This is a genomic window from Paenibacillus sp. NPDC058174 (assembly GCF_042883865.1).
GTDB lineage: Bacteria > Bacillota > Bacilli > Paenibacillales > Paenibacillaceae > Pristimantibacillus.
Window position 1 is genome coordinate 1,071,249 of record NZ_JBHVUY010000001.1, and the last position, 17,599, is coordinate 1,088,847.

The window sequence follows — 17,599 nt, forward strand, 5'->3', positions numbered from 1 at the left end:
TCCTTCCAAATTGCAGTGTTCATATACCAGCTACGCATATCGGCTGACGATACCGCCGATATCGGCGGCAGCGCCTTTAAGCGCATCTTCAACGGACAGCTTGCCGGTTATGCCGTCCTGCAGCGCTTTCCATAATAGATCCTCCGTTTCCGGATATTCCGGAAATTTCGGCGGGATGATAACGCTCGTCGCCATCGTCTCGTCAAGCAGCGACCAGCGCAGCGCTTCCAGCGAGCCGGCTGGTGCGCTTTTTTTCTGCGCATCCATCACCGATCCCCGAACTGGTACATGTCCATTAAGGGCATCGATACTTTGAGCCTCATAGGAAGTGAAAAACTTCAATAAGGAGATCGCTTGCTCCGGCTTCTGCGTCGAAGCCGTTACGGCAAAGGAATGGCTTCCGCAGTAAACGGATCGTTTCCCGCTGTCATCGGCAGGCGTTAGCGCGAGTCCGAAGCGTCCGGCTGCCGGCCGCGACGGATCAAGCAGCAGTTGATAATAGCCGGGCCAATCCGTCACCATCATGCATCCGCCATCGCGGAAACTCTGCGATACCTCGTCATAATGCATGTTTGGCAGATTTTGCGGCGTAAGTCCCTGTTCGTATATCCGTTTCAAATAGCGCAACGCTTCTCTCCCTGCCTCGCTATCAAATGCCGGCTGAAGCCGTTCGTCGAACAACTCCCCTCCTCTGCTAACAAGCAGCTCGAAGAAGGTGCCGAACAGGCCTGATTCCATACCAGGATAAGCAAATCCAGTCCAGCCCTGCCCTTTCGCTGCCGCAGCTGCTTCATACAGCTCCTTCCAGGTTTGCGGGACATCTAACCCCAATTGCTGAAGCTGATCTGTCCGATAGAAAAGCAGCCGGGCATCGAAATTGCGGGGAATGCTTTTCAGCTTTCCTTGTACACGGGCCAGCTCGATCAGCGAAGGAGAGAAATCACTCAATTGCTCAGCGGAAAAGTAATCATCCAGATCCAGCAGATGGGATGCTTGAGACGGCGCATATTTCGTATGCGTCGATATCAAATCATAATCGCATTCGCCGGAATCGAATAATTCGCCCACATGGCGGTTGAGATCAGGATGCGCCCCCAGAAATGAAACGCTTACATGAATGCCCGTATGCCTCTCGAATTTGTCGAAAATATGATAAAGCGGATTGTATGCAGGGCCTTCAATTAAGGCCACTCGTAAAGTTTGGCCAGTCATATTATTCCTCCTTCCGATTTGAATTCGTATCCGATATCGGGGACGTTATTTTCAGTCCTTGGCGCTATCAATTGACGGCCTCAGTCTTTTTTTCGGAACGATGCCAAATTCAGACTCCAAGCGATTCATCGAGTACAGTGGTCTATAGGCATTTTCTTTACCCATGTAGGGTTCCAGATGAATATTGTCCGTTTTATCCCCGTACCAGGAGCGAAGCAGCTCGATGGTCTGCACAGAGGCGCCGGTGTCGGGAGCTACGAGATTGCAAGTGATGCACCGGGACTGAAATGGCGTCTCCAGCATGTGTGCAAACGCATCCACGACATCGCTCGCATAAACTCTGCCAAGCTCTACGTAAGGAACGGAAAGCTCTGTTGCCGTATCAATGATGGGTAGCTCAAAGCTCTCATCAGGCATGACAGCTCCCAATCTAACATTGATGAAATCCGTTTCTGGCTCCGCCCGATGAAAGTAACGAGTCAGTTCCTCTGCCATCGCCTTGCTTAAACCGTACGCATCGGTTGCGAGACACGGATGGTCATCTGGAATAGGAAGCTCCACTGGGACGAAAGATGGGTCGAGTACGCCTGCAGCCGCAATAGAACTGGCTGTTATAAACTTTCGGCAGCCCCGGTCCAGCAAATACCGATAAAGCCTCCTGGTACCCGCTACATTAACCGAAAGCGCATCCTCTTCGTTGCTGCCGCCAGTGACCGCAGCGAGGTGAATAACCGCATCTATCGTTTTGTCGTCCAGCTTTTGCAAGGTCTCCACCTGATCGAAGGAACCTAGTATTTGCCGGATGTGGCTGCGTTCAATATCGTCAACTGTGCTGCGGCTCATAACCGTGATGACATGCGCTTCTCCCAGACGCTCAATCAATCTTTGCCCAATGAAGCCTGATGCTCCAGTAATGAGGATATGCATACGGCTGCAGCCTCCCTTACACCAATTCCTGCTCGCTGACCATGCGGTTCGTTAACGTTCCGAGACGTTCAATCTCCACGGTCACGACGTCGCCAGATTTTAAGTAAACCCGTTTGTCTGCCGGATAACCAAGCACGACACCTTCAGGCGTACCGGTCAAAATCAAATCGCCAGGCTCCAGCGTCATGTGCTGGGAAATGTAGCTAACGATCTCATCGCAATGGAAGATCATATCCGATGTGTTCGAGTGCTGCCTCACTTCCCCGTTGACCGTACATTTCATTTCCAGATCATTTGGGTTGGGCACTTCGTCTGCTGTAACGAGGTAAGGGCCGATTGGACCAAAGCCGTCGCAAGTTTTGCCAAGCAGCCATTGCGGGGTCCGCATCTGCAAGTCTCTCGCCGACAGGTCGTTGGCGTTGCAATAGCCGAACACGTGGCTCAGCGCCTCGTCTTTGCTTGCATACTTGCAGGATTTGCCCATGACGATGACTAGCTCCACCTCGTAGTCAACCTCGCTCGTCACGCGTTCAGGCAAAGCGATATCCTTCCCGTGTCCGGTCAGCGAATTGCTAAATTTATTGAACAGAATCGGATATTCCGGGATGGCTGCATTGGTCTCTGCCGCATGCTTCCGGTAGTTAAGACCGACGCAGATGATTTTCCCCGGTTTCGTTACGCTTGGACCAAACGAAATGTCCGCTTCGTTCAACAGCCAGTCCGCTTTGCCTTCATTCGTCTGCTGCAGACGCTGTAAATAGTCTTGCAATGCGGATAAAGCTTCTGCCCCGCCGCCGATAACGTCCATTACGTCGGCAGATACTCCATCTGCCGGCAAATATTGCAGCGCCGATTGGATATCGACGATCCCGTCATCATGCTTAACCCCCAGCGTGTTTGTTCCGTTACGTTCAATCGTTACCAGTTTCATTGTTTGTCCACATCCTGTCGTTAGAATATTCAATTAATTCATGCTATTAAGCATCCTTGCCGAATACGACTCCCCCGTCAATATACAGCGGCGAGCCCATCATAAACGAAGCCTCGTCCGATGCCAGAAACAGCGCCGCATTCGCCACATCCTCTGGTCTGCCCAGCTCCCCGCTGAGCTGTCTCGTTTTGATGGCTTCGATCGCGGCAACCGGATCTTCATATGCGCTTTGCAGATATTGCTCAACAAACGGCGTCATAATCGTGCCAGGCAGCAGGGCATTAACGCGAATATTGTATTTCGCATAATCGACCTGCATCGATTTGGTCAAGGCAAGCACGGCACCCTTGGAGGCCGAATACGATGCCCGGCGGGCAAGTCCGATCTCCGCGACGCAAGAAGACATATTGATGATAGCGCCCGATTTCCTCTCCATCATATAAGGCAGGATGTGTTTGCAGGGCAGAAACACGCCACGCAGGTTCACACGAATAACTCGATCCCATGCTTCCGGCTCCAGCTCGTGAATAGCCCCCACGCCGCTGACGCCTGCATTGTTGAACAGCACATCAATTACGCCATACGCCTCAATCGCTTTTTCCGCCATCCCCTTCACCGAGTCCGAATCCGTTACATCGGCGTGGATGAATATTCCCTGCCCGCCTGCGGCGTTAATCCGCTGGACGGTCTCATCACCCGCTGTCTCATCGATATCGTTAACGATGACAGATGCTCCCTCCCGGGCGAACAGCTCCGCTGTCGTTCGTCCGATACCGGAGCCGGCTCCGGTAACGAGCGCGACCTTTCCTTGAAGCCTCATCCTAAAACCTCCATTCCACAATCGAATGATTAAGCAAGCTCTGGCGGCACGCAGTCGCTTGAGTAGCGCATGCAGATGGCATTGCATAATAGCATGTGCGAGCATGTGATCAGCCTTCCGCAATCGCGCGGTTCGCGCCACCAACGCTGGCATTACGCAATCCTGCAATTCGTACATGCGCCTACGTTAATCAATCACGTTATCCGCATATGCAGTCTACGTTGCTCAATCGTATGTTTGAGCATGTGATCAACGTCGCTTCATCGCATATCTCGCGTTTGTAGCCGCTGTCGCCATCCATTCTTAAATATTGCTAAATAGTCCGCTATTTTTAGAAGCGGTAATTTTGTTAATGACAACAATAGTTTAACACTAACGTTCAAAGTCGTATTTATCCGGCGCTCCAATTATTTGATGATTAGTCCGGTAATTTTTATCGTTTACATCGTTTCTTACGCACTCATGGCAATAAAAAAAACGCCAGTTGGCGTTTTTTTGAATTTGGAGTCATTGTTCTACACCTATATTGAACACGATGGTCTATATAGCCTCAGTCAGCATATATGCACACTAACATCCCCAAGCTTCTCCTATACAATGTAGTCTTGATAGTGACCACATTTCCATTGTTGCTCTATTCCGCCATAGTATGCATCCTCTACGTACCTCTCACCAACTAAATACTAGTCTCTTCATGCTCAACATGAAACAAAATGCAAAAGTGCATTTTGTTTAGCCCAAAACCGCCTCAAATCCCCCTCAAAATGTAAAAGTGCATTTGAAATCAACCATTTCCGCCGTTTTGGCCCTTTTTGAGTCAATCAACCTGCACTTTTGCATTTTGATGCGATAAATCGCCGATATTCGGCCTCACAACCTGCACTTTTACATTTTGACACCTTAGCTTCCCCTTCGTGAAAGGTAATGCTAAAAATATCTGTATGGTAATCTATACGAGAACGGATTAATAGTGGCAGTTATAGGTTTCACAATGGTTTCAGCAAAATAAACGTGCATTTTCGAGTTTCTCCGCTACCTTTTCTCCTATTGCAAAGAGAGACACTCCCTCCCTTTATATTGTTCTGGAGAGTGTGGAATGCTGCATCATTTGCACAAGCATGGAGAGCGGAGCATTTTGAGTTCAGGATGGCATTTTGCAGATTCTATCCATATCATCGTGTAAACGATGGGGTTATGGAATCAAGAACGACAGCATGAACCAAAACGCGCAGCGACCCTGAACTTGTAGCCATTGGAGTCAAAACGCGCAGCGATGCAGTCCCTGATGCGCACGCGCAGCTCCCCCTACCTCTCCGTCGCCCTCCTCACAATCTCCTGCTTTCGATCATTCACAACCAGCTGAAAAACATCAGGCCGGCTGTAATGCCCGACAGCATCAAAGTCGAAGCGGCTCTGCGCAACATGCGAAAGATCAAGCGTCGCCATCATGATACCCTCCTGGTCATACAGCGGCTTAACGACATAGTCGCCAAGCGGCCCCACAATTGTACTTCCCCCGCGGCTCAATATTTCATCATCCCCCTCTATGTCCGCGTAACATGCCAAATCATCCGGGTATGAAGCCTTGGTTGCAAACTGGTTGCACGAAATGACAAAGCAGCGGCCTTCGCAGGCAATGTGGCGAATCGTCGATTGCCACGTATCTCTGGCATCCGCAGTCGGAGCGATGTACAGATCAATGCCTTGCGCGTACATGGCTGTCCGAGCCAGAGGCATATAATTTTCCCAGCAAATCAGTCCCCCGATTCGTCCAAAAGGCGTATCGATCACGGTCAGTGTACTGCCGTCACCTTGTCCCCACAAAAGGCGCTCAGAACCCGTCGGAACCAGCTTTCGATGCTTGCCCAGCAATCTGCCATCCGGCCCGACATAGATCATCGTGTTGTATAACGTGCCGGTGCTGTATTCCTGATCGCGTTCTACAACGCCAATTACGAGGTACACGCCTAGTTCCTTCGCCAGCTCTCCGAAAATGTCGGTTTCGGCTCCCGGCACCTCAATGGCGCTTTCCCAATAACGCTCGAAGTCCTTTCTCCCCTCGATTGTGCGGCTGCCGACACGGGCGCCAAAGCTTAAGCCTCGCGGATAGCCGGGCAGAAAAACCTCCGGGAATACGATCAGCTGCGCGCCTTGTCCGGCTGCCTCCCTCGACATGCTGGCGATTTTGTCCATCGCAGATTGTTTGTTGAATAAGATAGGCGCAGATTGAACTACGGCTACATGGATTTGTTTATTTTTCACCCTGGCATCCCTCGCTTTGTTCGTATAATCTTAACTTGATCATAAAAGAATAAGCGCCAAAAACAACCATCCAAAACTGGATGAATAAAAACCATCCAATTTGAGGGATAAAGGGAGAGCGGAGCCTGCGACCATCAGATTTTCGGCCAGATTGACCCTCCATGTTCATAGATTCGAAATCAATTTGTCAAGGCAAGGATGCAATACGGCTCCTTGCATGCTGGCTATCGGTGGTATGATAACATTCGCAACTTGTAAAACTGCAGCAATCAATGAGGTGAAATGATGTGGAAACCCGACCGTAAGGTTAAAAAACCGATTTACGAACAGATCGCCGATCATCTGGAGCGGCGAATTTCATATGGCGAATTTCCGCCGGGCAGTCTGCTTCCCTCCGAACGGAAGCTTGCTGAGCAGCTAGGCGTCAACCGAAGCACGGTCATTCTAGCCTTCGCAGAGCTTAGAGCGATGGGCATTATCGAAAGCCGGACAGGCAGCGGAACACGCGTGAGCACCAGTAAATGGGAGGCTACGCCCAAGCATACACCGAATTGGAGCCGTTATGCGGAAGGCGGAAGCTTCCTGCCGAATTTGCCTTTTATGCGAAAAATCCGTGAGTCGCTGGCGCAGCAGCCCTCGCTCATCGATATGGCGAGCGGCGAATTAGCCGCAGATTTGGCCCCGATCGAGGAAATTACAGCATTAATGGGCGAGCATCGCTATACCTCGTACTTAGGCTACGACAATCCCCAAGGCTATACGCCTCTGCGGGAAGCGCTTGTCTCCCATCTGGAGCAGCAAAGAGGGATTCGAACGACGGAATCCTCCATTCTGATCACGTCGGGCTCCCAGCAGTCCCTCTATTTAATTACGCAATGCCTGTTATCGCCGGGAGATGCCGTCGCTATCGAAGATCCGTCTTATTGCTATTCATTGCCTCTGTTCCAATCGGCTGGACTTCGGCTCTTCCGTCTGCCGGTTGACCAATATGGAGCGCGCTCCGAGGATATTCGTTCCTTGTATAAAAAGCACCGGATCAAAATGGTTTTCTTGAACCCGAATTTTCAGAACCCGACAGGAAGTGTTCCCAATACGGAGCGGCGCAATCAGCTTCTCGGTGCGGCCAGCGAGCTGGGGCTTCCAATCGTTGAGGACGATCCCTTTAGTCTGACAGCTTATGAGGGTTCACCTCCCCCGCCGCTCAAATCGATGGACCCGCTTGGTTCCATTTTATACATCGGCTCCTTCTCCAAGGTCGCTGCTTCCGGTCTAAGAATCGGCTGGATGGTTGCCCCGAACGCCATTGTGGAGAGGCTGGCTGACGCCAGACAGCAGATGGACTTTGGATTAAGCGTCATTCCGCAGCAGGTAGCCGCCCAGTTTCTGAATTCGGCATACCTCGAGCCGCACTTGAACCGATTGCGGATGCAGCTTCAATTCAAGCGGGACCTGTTAATTGAAGCGCTGAGAAAAGAGCTTACGGGCTTGATCACTTTTAGCGTGCCGCAAGGTGGATTGCATTTGTGGTGCAAGCTGGTGCCGGAGGTTCATGACGGCAAGCTGCTGGACGAGGCGATCCGCAGGGGCGTCGTGTTCGTACCGGGAAGTGTGTATGGCTCGGAATCCGGCTATGTCCGCTTTACATTTGCGAGGGCTAGGGCCGAAGAGATCGCTCCTGGTGTTGCCAAGTTTGCCGAAGCTTTGCGCAGCCTGCTGGATGCCGCCCAATAAAACAAAAACAACCGCGAAAGCTTCAACGAATGATCGAAGCTTTCGCGGTTGTTTTATTTTCTAACGTAATGCCTAGCCTGCCACCTGGTTGAACATCATTATCCACATCGAACCGGCTACAACGACAAGCAGAATGACAAGTCCAAATATTAATGACAGCAAGTTGTATCGCGGACTTTTCTCCTCACGCAGATGCATGAAGAACAGCAGCTGAACAATTAGCTGAAGCACTGCTGCTCCCATCAGTATGACCGCATTCGCCGTCCCCTCCAGCCAGCCATTGCGTACGATTGCAATAGGAATGACCGTCAGGACAATAGAAAATACAAACCCTATCGTGTACGATCGCACAGAGCCATGCGCCTCTTCTGACCGGTGATTCGATTCCAAGCCTACCATTTAGCTCACCCCCATGAGATAGACGACTGTAAATACAAAAATCCAGACAACATCAAGAAAATGCCAAAACAAGCTGATCGTATGAACCTTGCGCTTCATAACGGGCGTAATCCCTTTGCTTGCCAATTGACGAATGACCGCAGCCATCCAGATTAATCCGATGCAGACATGCAAGCCATGAGTGCCGACCAGCGTGTAAAAGGCAGATAGAAACGCGCTCGTTCCCATCGTTGCGCCTTCATTTACAAGATGCGCGAATTCATTAATCTCAAGGCCGATGAAGGCTGCACCAAGCATCGCTGTAAAAGCAAGCCAGCCTATCAGCGCCCGCTTCCGGCCCTTATTCATTGCCAATACGGCCAGTCCGCAAGTATAACTGCTGGCGAGCAGCAGAAATGTGCTGACGATGATGCCGTTCAGCTCGAACAGCTCGGATGGCCCCGGGCCGCCATTCGTATTGCCGCGAAGAACGATATATGCGGCGAAAAAGGTACCGAATATAAGGACATCCGTCATCAGGTAAATCCAGAAGCCGAAGGTGCGCATCTCCTCGATATCCGGATGATCATGGTGCTCCTCATGCTGAATGCCGGCGTTAAGCGCCGTTTTCACGGAGTGGTTTGAAGCCATTATTGATTCCACCTGCCTATACTCGCCTCAGAGCGTTTAATCTCTTCAACGGGAATATAATAATCCGTATCATGATTGAATGAATGCTTGAGCATGCAGAAGGCAATACCCGCGATGCCTGCAATGACAAACCATAACCAGTGGAAAACAAATCCGAAGCCCGCCACAAAGCAGCAAGCAGACATCAGAATAGGGATGGCTGAATTTTTAGGCATATGAATCGGTTCGAGCTTTCCTGTATACAGCTGAGACTGAGCCTTGGCTCCGCCTTGCTTCATTCGCTGCTTCTCTTCCCACCACTCGTCCTGACTGCTGACATTAGGCAAAACTGCAAAGTTATAATACGGCGCCGGAGAAGGAATCGACCATTCCAGCGTTCTGCCGTTCCAGGGATCGCCGGTTACATCGCGATTGGCTGCACTATGCTTGACGCCATGCGCGATTTGCCAAACCTGGAACAGAAACGCAATCCCCATCAAAGCAGCGCCAATTGTGGACACCAGATTCATCTCCCACCAGCCTTTATCCCAGCTATAGGAGACGACGCGACGCGTCATGCCCATCAGGCCAAGCACATATTGCGGCATGAAGCACAGATAGAAGCCAATATTCCAAAACCAGAACGCCCACTTGCCAATACGCTCGTTCAGCTTGAAGCCAAACAGCTTCGGCCACCAGTAGTACAAGCCTGCGAAATAGCCGAATACGACACCGCCGATAATAACATGGTGGAAATGGGCGATCAGGAAGTAGCTGTTATGGAACTGGAAATCCGCCGGGGCGACTGACAGCAGCACGCCGGTCAGACCGCCTGTGACGAAGCATGGGATAAAACCAATCGTCCACAGCATTGGCGTTTCGAAGGTGATTTTTCCTCTGAACATCGTGAACAGCCAGTTGAACACTTTTACACCCGTCGGTATGGCGATCAGCATCGTCGTCAAGGCGAAGAAGGCATTGATATCTGCGCCTGAGCCCATTGTGAAGAAATGATGCGCCCAGACCAGAAAGGATAACACGCTGATGATCATCATGGCATATACCATTGACTTGTAGCCGAACAGCTTCTTTTTCGAAAAGGTCGATACGATTTCCGAAAAGATGCCGAAGGCTGGCAGAACGATAATATAAACCTCGGGATGTCCCCACATCCAGATTAAGTTGATGTACATCATCGGGTTGCCGCCGCCGTCAAGCGTAAAGAAATGTGCTCCGGCATAACGGTCAAGAAACAGCAACGCCAGCGTAGCCGTCAAAATCGGAAACGAAAAAATGATCGCAATACAGCTGGACAAAACCGACCATGGAAACATCGGCATTCGCATCAGTCTCATGCCCGGCGCACGCATTTTCAGAATCGTTACGATGAAATTGATGCCGGTCATCAAGCTGCCAATCCCTGAAATTTGAATGCCCCAAATATAAAAATCCTGCCCGACGCCCGGATTGTACATCAATTCCGAATACGGCGGGTAAGCAAGCCAGCCTGCATCCGGCGAACCGCCGATAACAAACGATAAATTGAACAGCATCGCCCCGGCGAAAAACAGCCAGAAGCTGAGCGAGTTCAGAAACGGAAAGGCCACATCTCTGGCCCCGATTTGCAGCGGCACCATGACGTTGAACAAGCCGAACATAAACGGCATCGCCATAAACAAAATCATAATGACACCATGCGTCGTAAAAATTTGGTTATAATGATCCGGCTCCAAGAAACTAAGCTCCGGCATAGCGAGCTGCGTCCGCATCAGCAGCGCATCGACCCCGCCGCGGAACAACATCAGGAATGCCGATAAAATGTACATGATTCCGATCTTTTTATGATCGACGGTAGTCAGCCACTCCCGCCATAGCCAGTTCCATTTCTTGAAGTAGGTCATACCGACGATTACTACAATTAATGTCAGTCCAATGCTGACGTCAGCTCCATAAATCAGTGGATCGCCCGTTACAAAAAACTCGGACGCAAAGCTTTTTACTTGCTCCCACATCGCAATCCTCCCCTTTCTCTATTGATGTTGATGTCCCTCTGCAGAATGTTCACTATGTGCAGCAGCAGGCTCCAGCTCTGTTGGCGAGCCTTGCGGCGCTTGCTCATTAGACAGAGATTGGTGATGATTATGGCCGGAAGCATACTTGGTCACCGTTCTCTCGAACAACCCTTCTGGAAAAGAAGAGAAGGATAATTTCTGCTCCGTTGAAGGCAGCGCCAACTGCTCATACCCCTCGCTTGTAAGTGCGGGCGACTTTGCTTGAACCTCTTTTACCCATTGGTCAAATTCCGTCTGTGATGTGGATTCCACTTCAAAGTACATGCTGGAAAAATGAGTGCCCGTGAAGTTTGCGCCCGAGCCCCAGTATTCCCCTGCCTCGTCAGCCTGTAAATAGAGCGTCATCGCCATTCCGGACATCGCATACATCTGTCCCCCAAGCTGCGGAATCCAGAAGGAATTCATCGGCGAGTCAGCCGTGATCTCAAACCGGACTGGCACGCCTTGCGGAATCTTCAGCTCATTGACCGTTGCAATTCCCTGTTCCGGGTATTGGAACAGCCACTTCCAGTTCAAGGAGGTCACTTGAACGGTTATCGGTTTTTGCGCAGACTCCAGCGGCTTGGACGGTTCCAGCGCATACGTGCCTTTTACCGTAATCACCGCCAAAATGAGGATGACCACAATCGGAATGCCCCACCAAATGGCTTCCAATTTGAAGCTGTGCTCCCAGCGCGGTGTATATGCCGCTTTTCGGCCTTCCTTATCGCGATACCGCCATACGATAAATGCGGTTAACAGCAGTACCGGTACAACGACGATACAGCACAATATCGTCGAAATGATCATCAAATCCCGCTGCTGCGCGGCAATCGGCCCTTTTGGATCCAGCACCGCCATATTGTCCGTGCATCCGGCAGCAAGAAATAGCAAAGCCGGTGCAAGAACGACGGCCAGCCGTCTGACGGCTTTCGTAACTTTCATTGTCTGTTTCAGCTCCTGTCCGCTTCCATGGTTCGTGAATCCTCCTCACTTTATAAGAGAACCACGGACGTGTCACCAGCCGCTGAGCGCCAACGTCCCACCAGCCATGTTCAATAAATTGCAACATTAATGTTGCGGGTCGAATAGTCAGTGCGTCTTGCGTTTGCGCGGAATAGCACGGCGAAGCCGGATTGGGTCGGTTGCCCGGCGGAGCCGGCAACCTGAACAGTGAAGCAGCTCGCTATTTAGCGAAGGATAGTTCGTTCGATGAGCGAGCGAAGACGTGCAGCGAGTAAGTTCGCTATTTATTCAAGGAAAGTTCATTCGGCGCATATGCGAAGGCACACAGCGAAGCAGGTTCGCTATTTAACGAAGACAAGTTCGCTCGACGCATGTGCGAAGGCACACAGCGAAGCAGGTTCGCTATTTAACGAAGACAAGTTCGCTCGGCAGCCGATGGCGATAGTGCTACTCATCTGCAGCGAACTCAATTTCGCTGTTGGAGAACCTAGGTTCACGGATAGCGAAATTCAGTTCGCTAATCCCAGATTGGCATGCAGGTTGGGGGCGATTAGCGAAAACAGCTTCGCAATATTGCGAACCCGCTTCGTTCGGTGTATGTGAAGCGATACAACGAAGCAACTTCGCTATTTAGTGCAGTAAATGTCGCACAGTAGTCACCAAGATCGGACAACGAAGTTAGTTCGCTATTTAGTGAAAGCAAGTTCGTTCGTCGCATATGCTAAGTCGAGCAACGAAGCAGAGTCGCTGTTTAGGAAAGGATAGTTCGTTCGATGAGCGAGAGAAAACGTACAGTCAAATGAGTTCTCTAGTTAGTTAAGGAAAGTTCGTTCGGCGCATGAGCGAAGTCGGACAATGAATCAGCTTCGCTATTTAGCGTAAGCTCATTACTTTCGATGCAAATAAAAAAAGCAACCCTGCTCCATAGGCGCCGCTGATAGAATCAGCCGAGCCTTGGAACAGAGTTGCTTTTATTTTTACGAATGATCATAGTCGCCGAATGTGCCTACCTACCCAGCCTTATTGCTTCATAAAACTAAAATCATCCACGTTGATCCACTGGGAAGTCGGGCCGGTTACGTATACCTGAACGCTGTCGCCGGCATTAAGAACGATGCCCGTAATCGACCGCTCGTTGTAGGCCGTCACATTAGGAATCGCGATACTGCCCGCCGCACTTCCATTGACTTTGACGCCCAGCACGCCGCCAGAGCCGCCCGCGGCTACCCATGCTTTTAACGTGTAGGTACCGCCTTCGGGAATCATAAAGCTTTGCGAGATTTGCTTCGCCGTCCCTGCATCCAGGTACGCCAGCTTGGAGCCGCTATGCGGCAAGTTGGTTGCGATGCCCGTACCGGCAGTAAAGGTCCAATCCGCTGTTCCTGCTTCGAATCCGGCATTTTTAATCAAATTAGCCGCGATATTGGCTCTTACGACGACGGAAGAACCGACCGGCACACTGACGGTCACTGAGCTAACCGCAACACCATTAACGACTTTGGTGCTTGCCGGCTGCGCAACGTCGTTAACGAACAGCTGACTGTGCGTGCCTGGGAAGGACGCCTCCCATTGAAGAGGCTGTGAGCCATAGTTATGCGTCAAGGTCGTCCGACCTACGCCCTCATGCTTTACTTTCAAGTCATGATTGCCAACTGCGACGTGATTAACCTCGCCCCAAGTGACCGACTCCGGCAAATGCGACAGCGTCTCGACCTTATGATTCGGCGCGTCTGGAACGACGCCCATCAAGCCTTCCACCGTATGGCCGACAACTGTAAAGCCTACCTCTGGATAAGTGCTGCGGCTGTTGCCGATATATTTCAGCCAATAGACGCCGCGGTCGTTTTGCTGATACGGGAAAAAGGTTTCCGGCAAGTACGTGTAAGCCTCGATATTGAACGGCGCTAAACCTTTCACCTGGTTATCGATGTAATCCAAGTAATTGTTGTTTGTGCTGCCTGGATTCGTAATGAGCTTCATCGGCATAAACCAGCTGTTCTCTTTGCCGAAGTTATCGTATTTGGTGGAGTCATACCAGCCGCGAATAAAGCGGTTGCTTGACGTATTCACCCAGGTAGAGTTGAACAGTGACTTTAAGCTGCTCGCCTTACCTGCTGTTACGCCGCTGCCTGCGGAATCGCCGCGAGCGGACTGAATTTGCGAGTAGGCAAGAAGTGCTTGATATTGGGAACCGATGGCGTCGCCCGCCTCTTTCAAGTGAGCGCTTGGATTCTCGTTGTATGTAGCCGTCCCTTTGAAAATATCCCCTGTTCCGCCTTCGTCAGCAATGCCGTTGCCGTTCGCATCATGAAGGGCAATAAAATCATTAACCGACTTCTCATAATAGGTTACTAGAGCAGGATCGTTAATATAGTCAGTATTCCCCGTCCACAAATATTGCTTATAGCCCTTTTCCGTGAGCTCGAATACAGCAGGAATTTCTCTCACGAAACTGGTGTCACTATTATAGTCGGTATAATATGGGACAACATCGCTGAAGTTCAACGCCCACAGCGGATACCATTTGCGGCTGGCATTCGCCGAAGCGGCGAACTTTTGCAGCGTTTGATAGTTTTCCGCGTCCATTCCCAGCAGATGAGCACCTAAGGAAGCATGGGCGAAATCACGGGAATATAGCGCAGAGCGGAACGTATATCCATTCCAATAGGAAGCAAAGTTATTGCCCAGGCCGGAGGTCATATAGGATTTCGCTTGCGATTTTGCCCAGGCGAAGTTGTCGTTCAGAACGGAATCCGAGGAAGTGAAGCTGATATCCTGGTTCGGCGTGTTGTAGTCGGTCTTCACTCTCGTAACGAAGAAGTCGTCTCCGAAAACAGTCCCGGAACCGGCCGGATTCCACAAATAAATCGTTGCGCTCGTATTGGAGCCGCCCGTCAGGAAAGGAATTGACACTTGTGTCCAGCCGGTGCTAGTTACCGGCAAATTATTTTCGCTGCCGCCGTAATTTTTGACGCCGATCCGGGCTGTGACGCCGGCCGATCCCGCCTTCGCATAGCCAATAAGCGAGTACATCGTATTCGGACTCAGACCGGTAATGGTAAGCTCGGCGCTGTTACTCGTCGATACCGCTTTCGCTCCGGTTCGTTGACCGCTGCTGACGATTGAAGCACCAGCGCTCCAAGGAGCAGCAGAACCGCTCTCAAAGCCGCCGTTGACTGCGTAGTTGGTTACCTGCTCCAGAGTGAAATCATCACCGTACAGCTCTCCAACGCCATTGGCATTCCAAAGAAAAATTTTTGCGCTCGTGTCCGACGGGCCCGTCGTAAAAACAAGCACCGCATTCGTATAGGAAACGCTTCTAATTTCTTTCTGAAGCTCATTGCCGCCATAATCTTTAACACCGATTCTGCCGTCAACATTGATCGAGCTTCCCTTAGCCCATCCCGTCAGCATATAGGTCGTGTTAGGCGACAAGCCGCCAATTGTCTGCTCCATTAAACCGGTGGTACGAACCGCATAGCTGCCGGAACGGACTTGGTCGAATGCGGTCACGACATTGGCGCCAGAAAAATCCGCCCATCCCGTAAGATTGCCGGCTTCAAAGCCGGGATTTTGCACGCTGTTTGCTCCAGCAGCCGATAGCGGGTAAGCTGGGGAGGATACGACAAGCGATGATGCAACAGTGCCTACAACCGCAAAGCTCAACAACCTTTTCCACGTCTTGCCCTTCTGCCTTGCTCCCATACTGCTTCCCCCTTGTACCTGGTCATTATCTTGCCGAATTTACCATTTCACTTCAAAAGCTTTGCCATTCTCTCCCGAATAACGTCTGCTCCCGTTCTCACCCGAGACAACTAGCTCTATGCCTGACGGCATCGCATTGACGACGAGATCGAATTGACGGCCAAACGCCTGTATGGAACGAAGAGCCATTGTACGCCAGCCCTCCGGCAATCTTGGAACACAGCTGAACGCGGATAATCCGATCGGTTGAATGCCGAACAATCCTTCCGTAACAATACGGCAGTAGAGTGCGCTTTCCGCTGACAGATGACGCTGATTGCCTTCCGGATAAGCTTCCACCGGATAAGGAACGTGATCGCCGAGGAGCCGCCGGACCGAATAAGACTTAAGATAAGCGGTCGCAATTTCTGTCTCGCCAGCGGCGTACATGCCGCGCAAGCCGTATAGCGTTGAACGATCCCAGAACGTCGTATCTCCCGCTTCCGTCGCCAGCCCGTCTTCCGTCCAAAGCCTTGGCGACAAAAGTGCCTGAATCGTTCCAGCCTTGCGTGTCTCAATTCCCATCGTCAGCGGAATGCAGATCCATGACCGTAAAACGTCATTGCCGTCGTAATACCGGTAAGTCTCGAACCCTTCTACCGTAGCGCCAAAATAGTTCTCAATTGACGTATACAGTGCTTCCGCCGCAGCTGTATACGCAGCCTGAGCCTCTGTCTTGCCCAACGAGCCAGCTAAATCCGCAGCCTGCTGATAAGCGGCATATGCCAGACAGGAGGTGGACAAGTTAGCCGAACCACTCGGGAATCGGTTCTCCAGTTCATCCGAATCGGAGGCGATGACGCCTGCTCCGGTTTTCTGCCGCTCGCAGAATTCCAAGCTCCATTCGATCGCAGGCCATAATTCCTCAGCAATTGCCAGATCCCCTGACGACAAAGCAAAAAGTGAAGCTCCGTATGCGTACATCGCAGCATCACCACGGTCTCCTGCGCCCTCCCAAATGTCAATGCCTTCGGCAATGATCGAGCTTGGGATCGGCTGATAATCCGGCCCCATAAAGTTGGTGTAAAGCCGGAGCGCATTCAGCGTCGCTTCATTACCCGGCGCATAACCCAAATAAGGGAATAGAGGTCCTGCATATTCGACTTGGTCATTCGTCCATATGGCCGCGTAGTAATGGCCCCCGCCTGGACTATGCATCAGCCCGTTTCTCGTCTCGAAAATACTTTCCGATGCCCTTAGCTTGGCAAACGCGAACATCCGGTCCAGCACCGCATCCGGCGTTTCTAGACGCAAATGGTTGCGGCTCTGTGCAATCAGCCGCTGCCGCTTGCCCTCTTCCTCCTTCATGTCCATGCCGTATTCCTGCTCTTTCAGAGCTCTGGCTGTTAGGGCAGTACCGAATTGCATCCACTGCCCCGGCTCAAGCGTACGCTCATCTCCGTCGGCATCATGAGCCGCAGTGATTAAATAGATGCCATAGGCGCCTTTTACAGAATTTCTTGCGCTGCGATTGATAACCTGCACTTTAACCGGCTTGTCCGACATGTTCGTCAGCGTTACCTTCTCCAGCGCTGCTTTGGCATCAGCAGACGGGAAAAGCGTTCTTGCAATAACAAGGCCGTCCTCCGCTTCGCTTTCCATCGTGAGCATGCCGTCAAACTGAAACCAGACGGGACGCTCGTTGACGCTTTGCTTTCCGTTTATATGAAGGAACGGCAGCGCTTCCTGCCCGAAATCCTGCATCAGACTTCCATGCGTATTATTCGGGATCGTCCGCAGCCCCGGCCAGACAACTGTGCGGGACAATACAAGCTTGCCTTCCCCGTCTACGCCATAGCGCACAATCATCGAAACTTGCTTGCCGCTCATCTCCAGATGATCTTCATGCGGCTGTATGCGATCCTTCGCAACTTCCCACATAATATGGTCTTGCCCGAGCTGCCACCTTGCATCTGTTTGTCGCTCCATAGCTGTCTCTGCCTCCGT

The 17,599-nt window shown here is 51.3% G+C and carries 12 protein-coding genes; 1 reads left to right on the forward strand and 11 read right to left on the reverse strand.

The window, feature by feature from the left end; translation table 11 throughout:
• Positions 1-30: 30 nt before the first annotated feature.
• The 5 genes from ACFVVF_RS04800 to ACFVVF_RS04820 form a co-directional block, all read right to left on the reverse strand.
• On the reverse strand, positions 31-1,212 hold the full coding sequence (locus ACFVVF_RS04800) for an extracellular solute-binding protein (protein ID WP_387805881.1): 1,182 nt from the start codon (positions 1,210-1,212) through the stop codon (positions 31-33).
• A gap of 51 nt (positions 1,213-1,263) precedes the next feature.
• Complete coding sequence (locus ACFVVF_RS04805; RefSeq protein WP_387805883.1) at positions 1,264-2,139, reverse strand: NAD-dependent epimerase/dehydratase family protein; 876 nt, start codon at positions 2,137-2,139, stop codon at positions 1,264-1,266.
• Between the two features lie 16 nt (positions 2,140-2,155).
• Complete coding sequence (locus ACFVVF_RS04810; RefSeq protein WP_387805885.1) at positions 2,156-3,070, reverse strand: fumarylacetoacetate hydrolase family protein; 915 nt, start codon at positions 3,068-3,070, stop codon at positions 2,156-2,158.
• A gap of 46 nt (positions 3,071-3,116) precedes the next feature.
• Complete coding sequence (locus ACFVVF_RS04815; protein WP_387805887.1) at positions 3,117-3,890, reverse strand: SDR family NAD(P)-dependent oxidoreductase; 774 nt, start codon at positions 3,888-3,890, stop codon at positions 3,117-3,119.
• A gap of 1,305 nt (positions 3,891-5,195) precedes the next feature.
• Positions 5,196-6,152 (reverse strand): carbon-nitrogen hydrolase family protein, encoded by a 957-nt coding sequence (locus tag ACFVVF_RS04820; protein ID WP_387805889.1) that lies wholly within the window; start codon positions 6,150-6,152, stop codon positions 5,196-5,198.
• A gap of 285 nt (positions 6,153-6,437) precedes the next feature.
• Between ACFVVF_RS04820 and pdxR the strand changes: the two genes are divergently transcribed.
• Positions 6,438-7,883, forward strand: a complete 1,446-nt coding sequence (pdxR, locus tag ACFVVF_RS04825) for a MocR-like pyridoxine biosynthesis transcription factor PdxR (RefSeq protein WP_387808835.1) — start codon at positions 6,438-6,440, stop codon at positions 7,881-7,883.
• Positions 7,884-7,955: 72 nt separating this feature from the next.
• Here the strand turns inward: pdxR and cyoD are convergent, their stop codons facing one another.
• The 6 genes from cyoD to ACFVVF_RS04855 form a co-directional block, all read right to left on the reverse strand.
• Positions 7,956-8,282, reverse strand: a complete 327-nt coding sequence (gene cyoD, locus ACFVVF_RS04830) for a cytochrome o ubiquinol oxidase subunit IV (RefSeq protein ID WP_387805891.1) — start codon at positions 8,280-8,282, stop codon at positions 7,956-7,958.
• Complete coding sequence (gene cyoC / locus ACFVVF_RS04835) at positions 8,283-8,912, reverse strand: cytochrome o ubiquinol oxidase subunit III (RefSeq protein WP_387805893.1); 630 nt, start codon at positions 8,910-8,912, stop codon at positions 8,283-8,285.
• Complete coding sequence (locus ACFVVF_RS04840) at positions 8,912-10,903, reverse strand: cbb3-type cytochrome c oxidase subunit I (RefSeq protein ID WP_387805895.1); 1,992 nt, start codon at positions 10,901-10,903, stop codon at positions 8,912-8,914. Before ACFVVF_RS04840 ends, cyoC begins: the two co-directional genes overlap by 1 nt.
• Before the next feature lie 18 nt (positions 10,904-10,921).
• Positions 10,922-11,887 (reverse strand): ubiquinol oxidase subunit II, encoded by a 966-nt coding sequence (cyoA, locus tag ACFVVF_RS04845; RefSeq protein ID WP_387805896.1) that lies wholly within the window; start codon positions 11,885-11,887, stop codon positions 10,922-10,924.
• 1,041 nt (positions 11,888-12,928) lie between these two features.
• Complete coding sequence (locus ACFVVF_RS04850) at positions 12,929-15,613, reverse strand: carbohydrate binding domain-containing protein (RefSeq protein ID WP_387805898.1); 2,685 nt, start codon at positions 15,611-15,613, stop codon at positions 12,929-12,931.
• 39 nt (positions 15,614-15,652) lie between these two features.
• Positions 15,653-17,581 carry a hypothetical protein gene (locus tag ACFVVF_RS04855; RefSeq protein ID WP_387805900.1) on the reverse strand — a complete coding sequence of 643 codons (1,929 nt, stop codon included), beginning with the start codon at positions 17,579-17,581 and terminating at the stop codon, positions 15,653-15,655.
• Between the last annotated feature and the right edge of the window lie 18 nt (positions 17,582-17,599).

Bases quoted from the DNA above. Each gene is read 5' to 3' on its own strand.
- pdxR (WP_387808835.1), top strand. From the start codon at position 6,438: ATGTGGAAACCCGACCGTAAGGTTAAAAAACCGATTTACGAACAGATC.
- cyoC (WP_387805893.1), bottom strand. From the start codon at position 8,912: ATGGCTTCAAACCACTCCGTGAAAACGGCGCTTAACGCCGGCATTCAG.
- ACFVVF_RS04810 (WP_387805885.1), bottom strand. From the start codon at position 3,070: ATGAAACTGGTAACGATTGAACGTAACGGAACAAACACGCTGGGGGTT.
- ACFVVF_RS04855 (WP_387805900.1), bottom strand. From the start codon at position 17,581: ATGGAGCGACAAACAGATGCAAGGTGGCAGCTCGGGCAAGACCATATT.
- ACFVVF_RS04815 (WP_387805887.1), bottom strand. From the start codon at position 3,890: ATGAGGCTTCAAGGAAAGGTCGCGCTCGTTACCGGAGCCGGCTCCGGT.
- cyoD (WP_387805891.1), bottom strand. From the start codon at position 8,282: ATGGTAGGCTTGGAATCGAATCACCGGTCAGAAGAGGCGCATGGCTCT.
- cyoA (WP_387805896.1), bottom strand. From the start codon at position 11,887: ATGAAAGTTACGAAAGCCGTCAGACGGCTGGCCGTCGTTCTTGCACCG.
- ACFVVF_RS04840 (WP_387805895.1), bottom strand. From the start codon at position 10,903: ATGTGGGAGCAAGTAAAAAGCTTTGCGTCCGAGTTTTTTGTAACGGGC.
- ACFVVF_RS04800 (WP_387805881.1), bottom strand. From the start codon at position 1,212: ATGACTGGCCAAACTTTACGAGTGGCCTTAATTGAAGGCCCTGCATAC.
- ACFVVF_RS04850 (WP_387805898.1), bottom strand. From the start codon at position 15,613: ATGGGAGCAAGGCAGAAGGGCAAGACGTGGAAAAGGTTGTTGAGCTTT.
- ACFVVF_RS04805 (WP_387805883.1), bottom strand. From the start codon at position 2,139: ATGCATATCCTCATTACTGGAGCATCAGGCTTCATTGGGCAAAGATTG.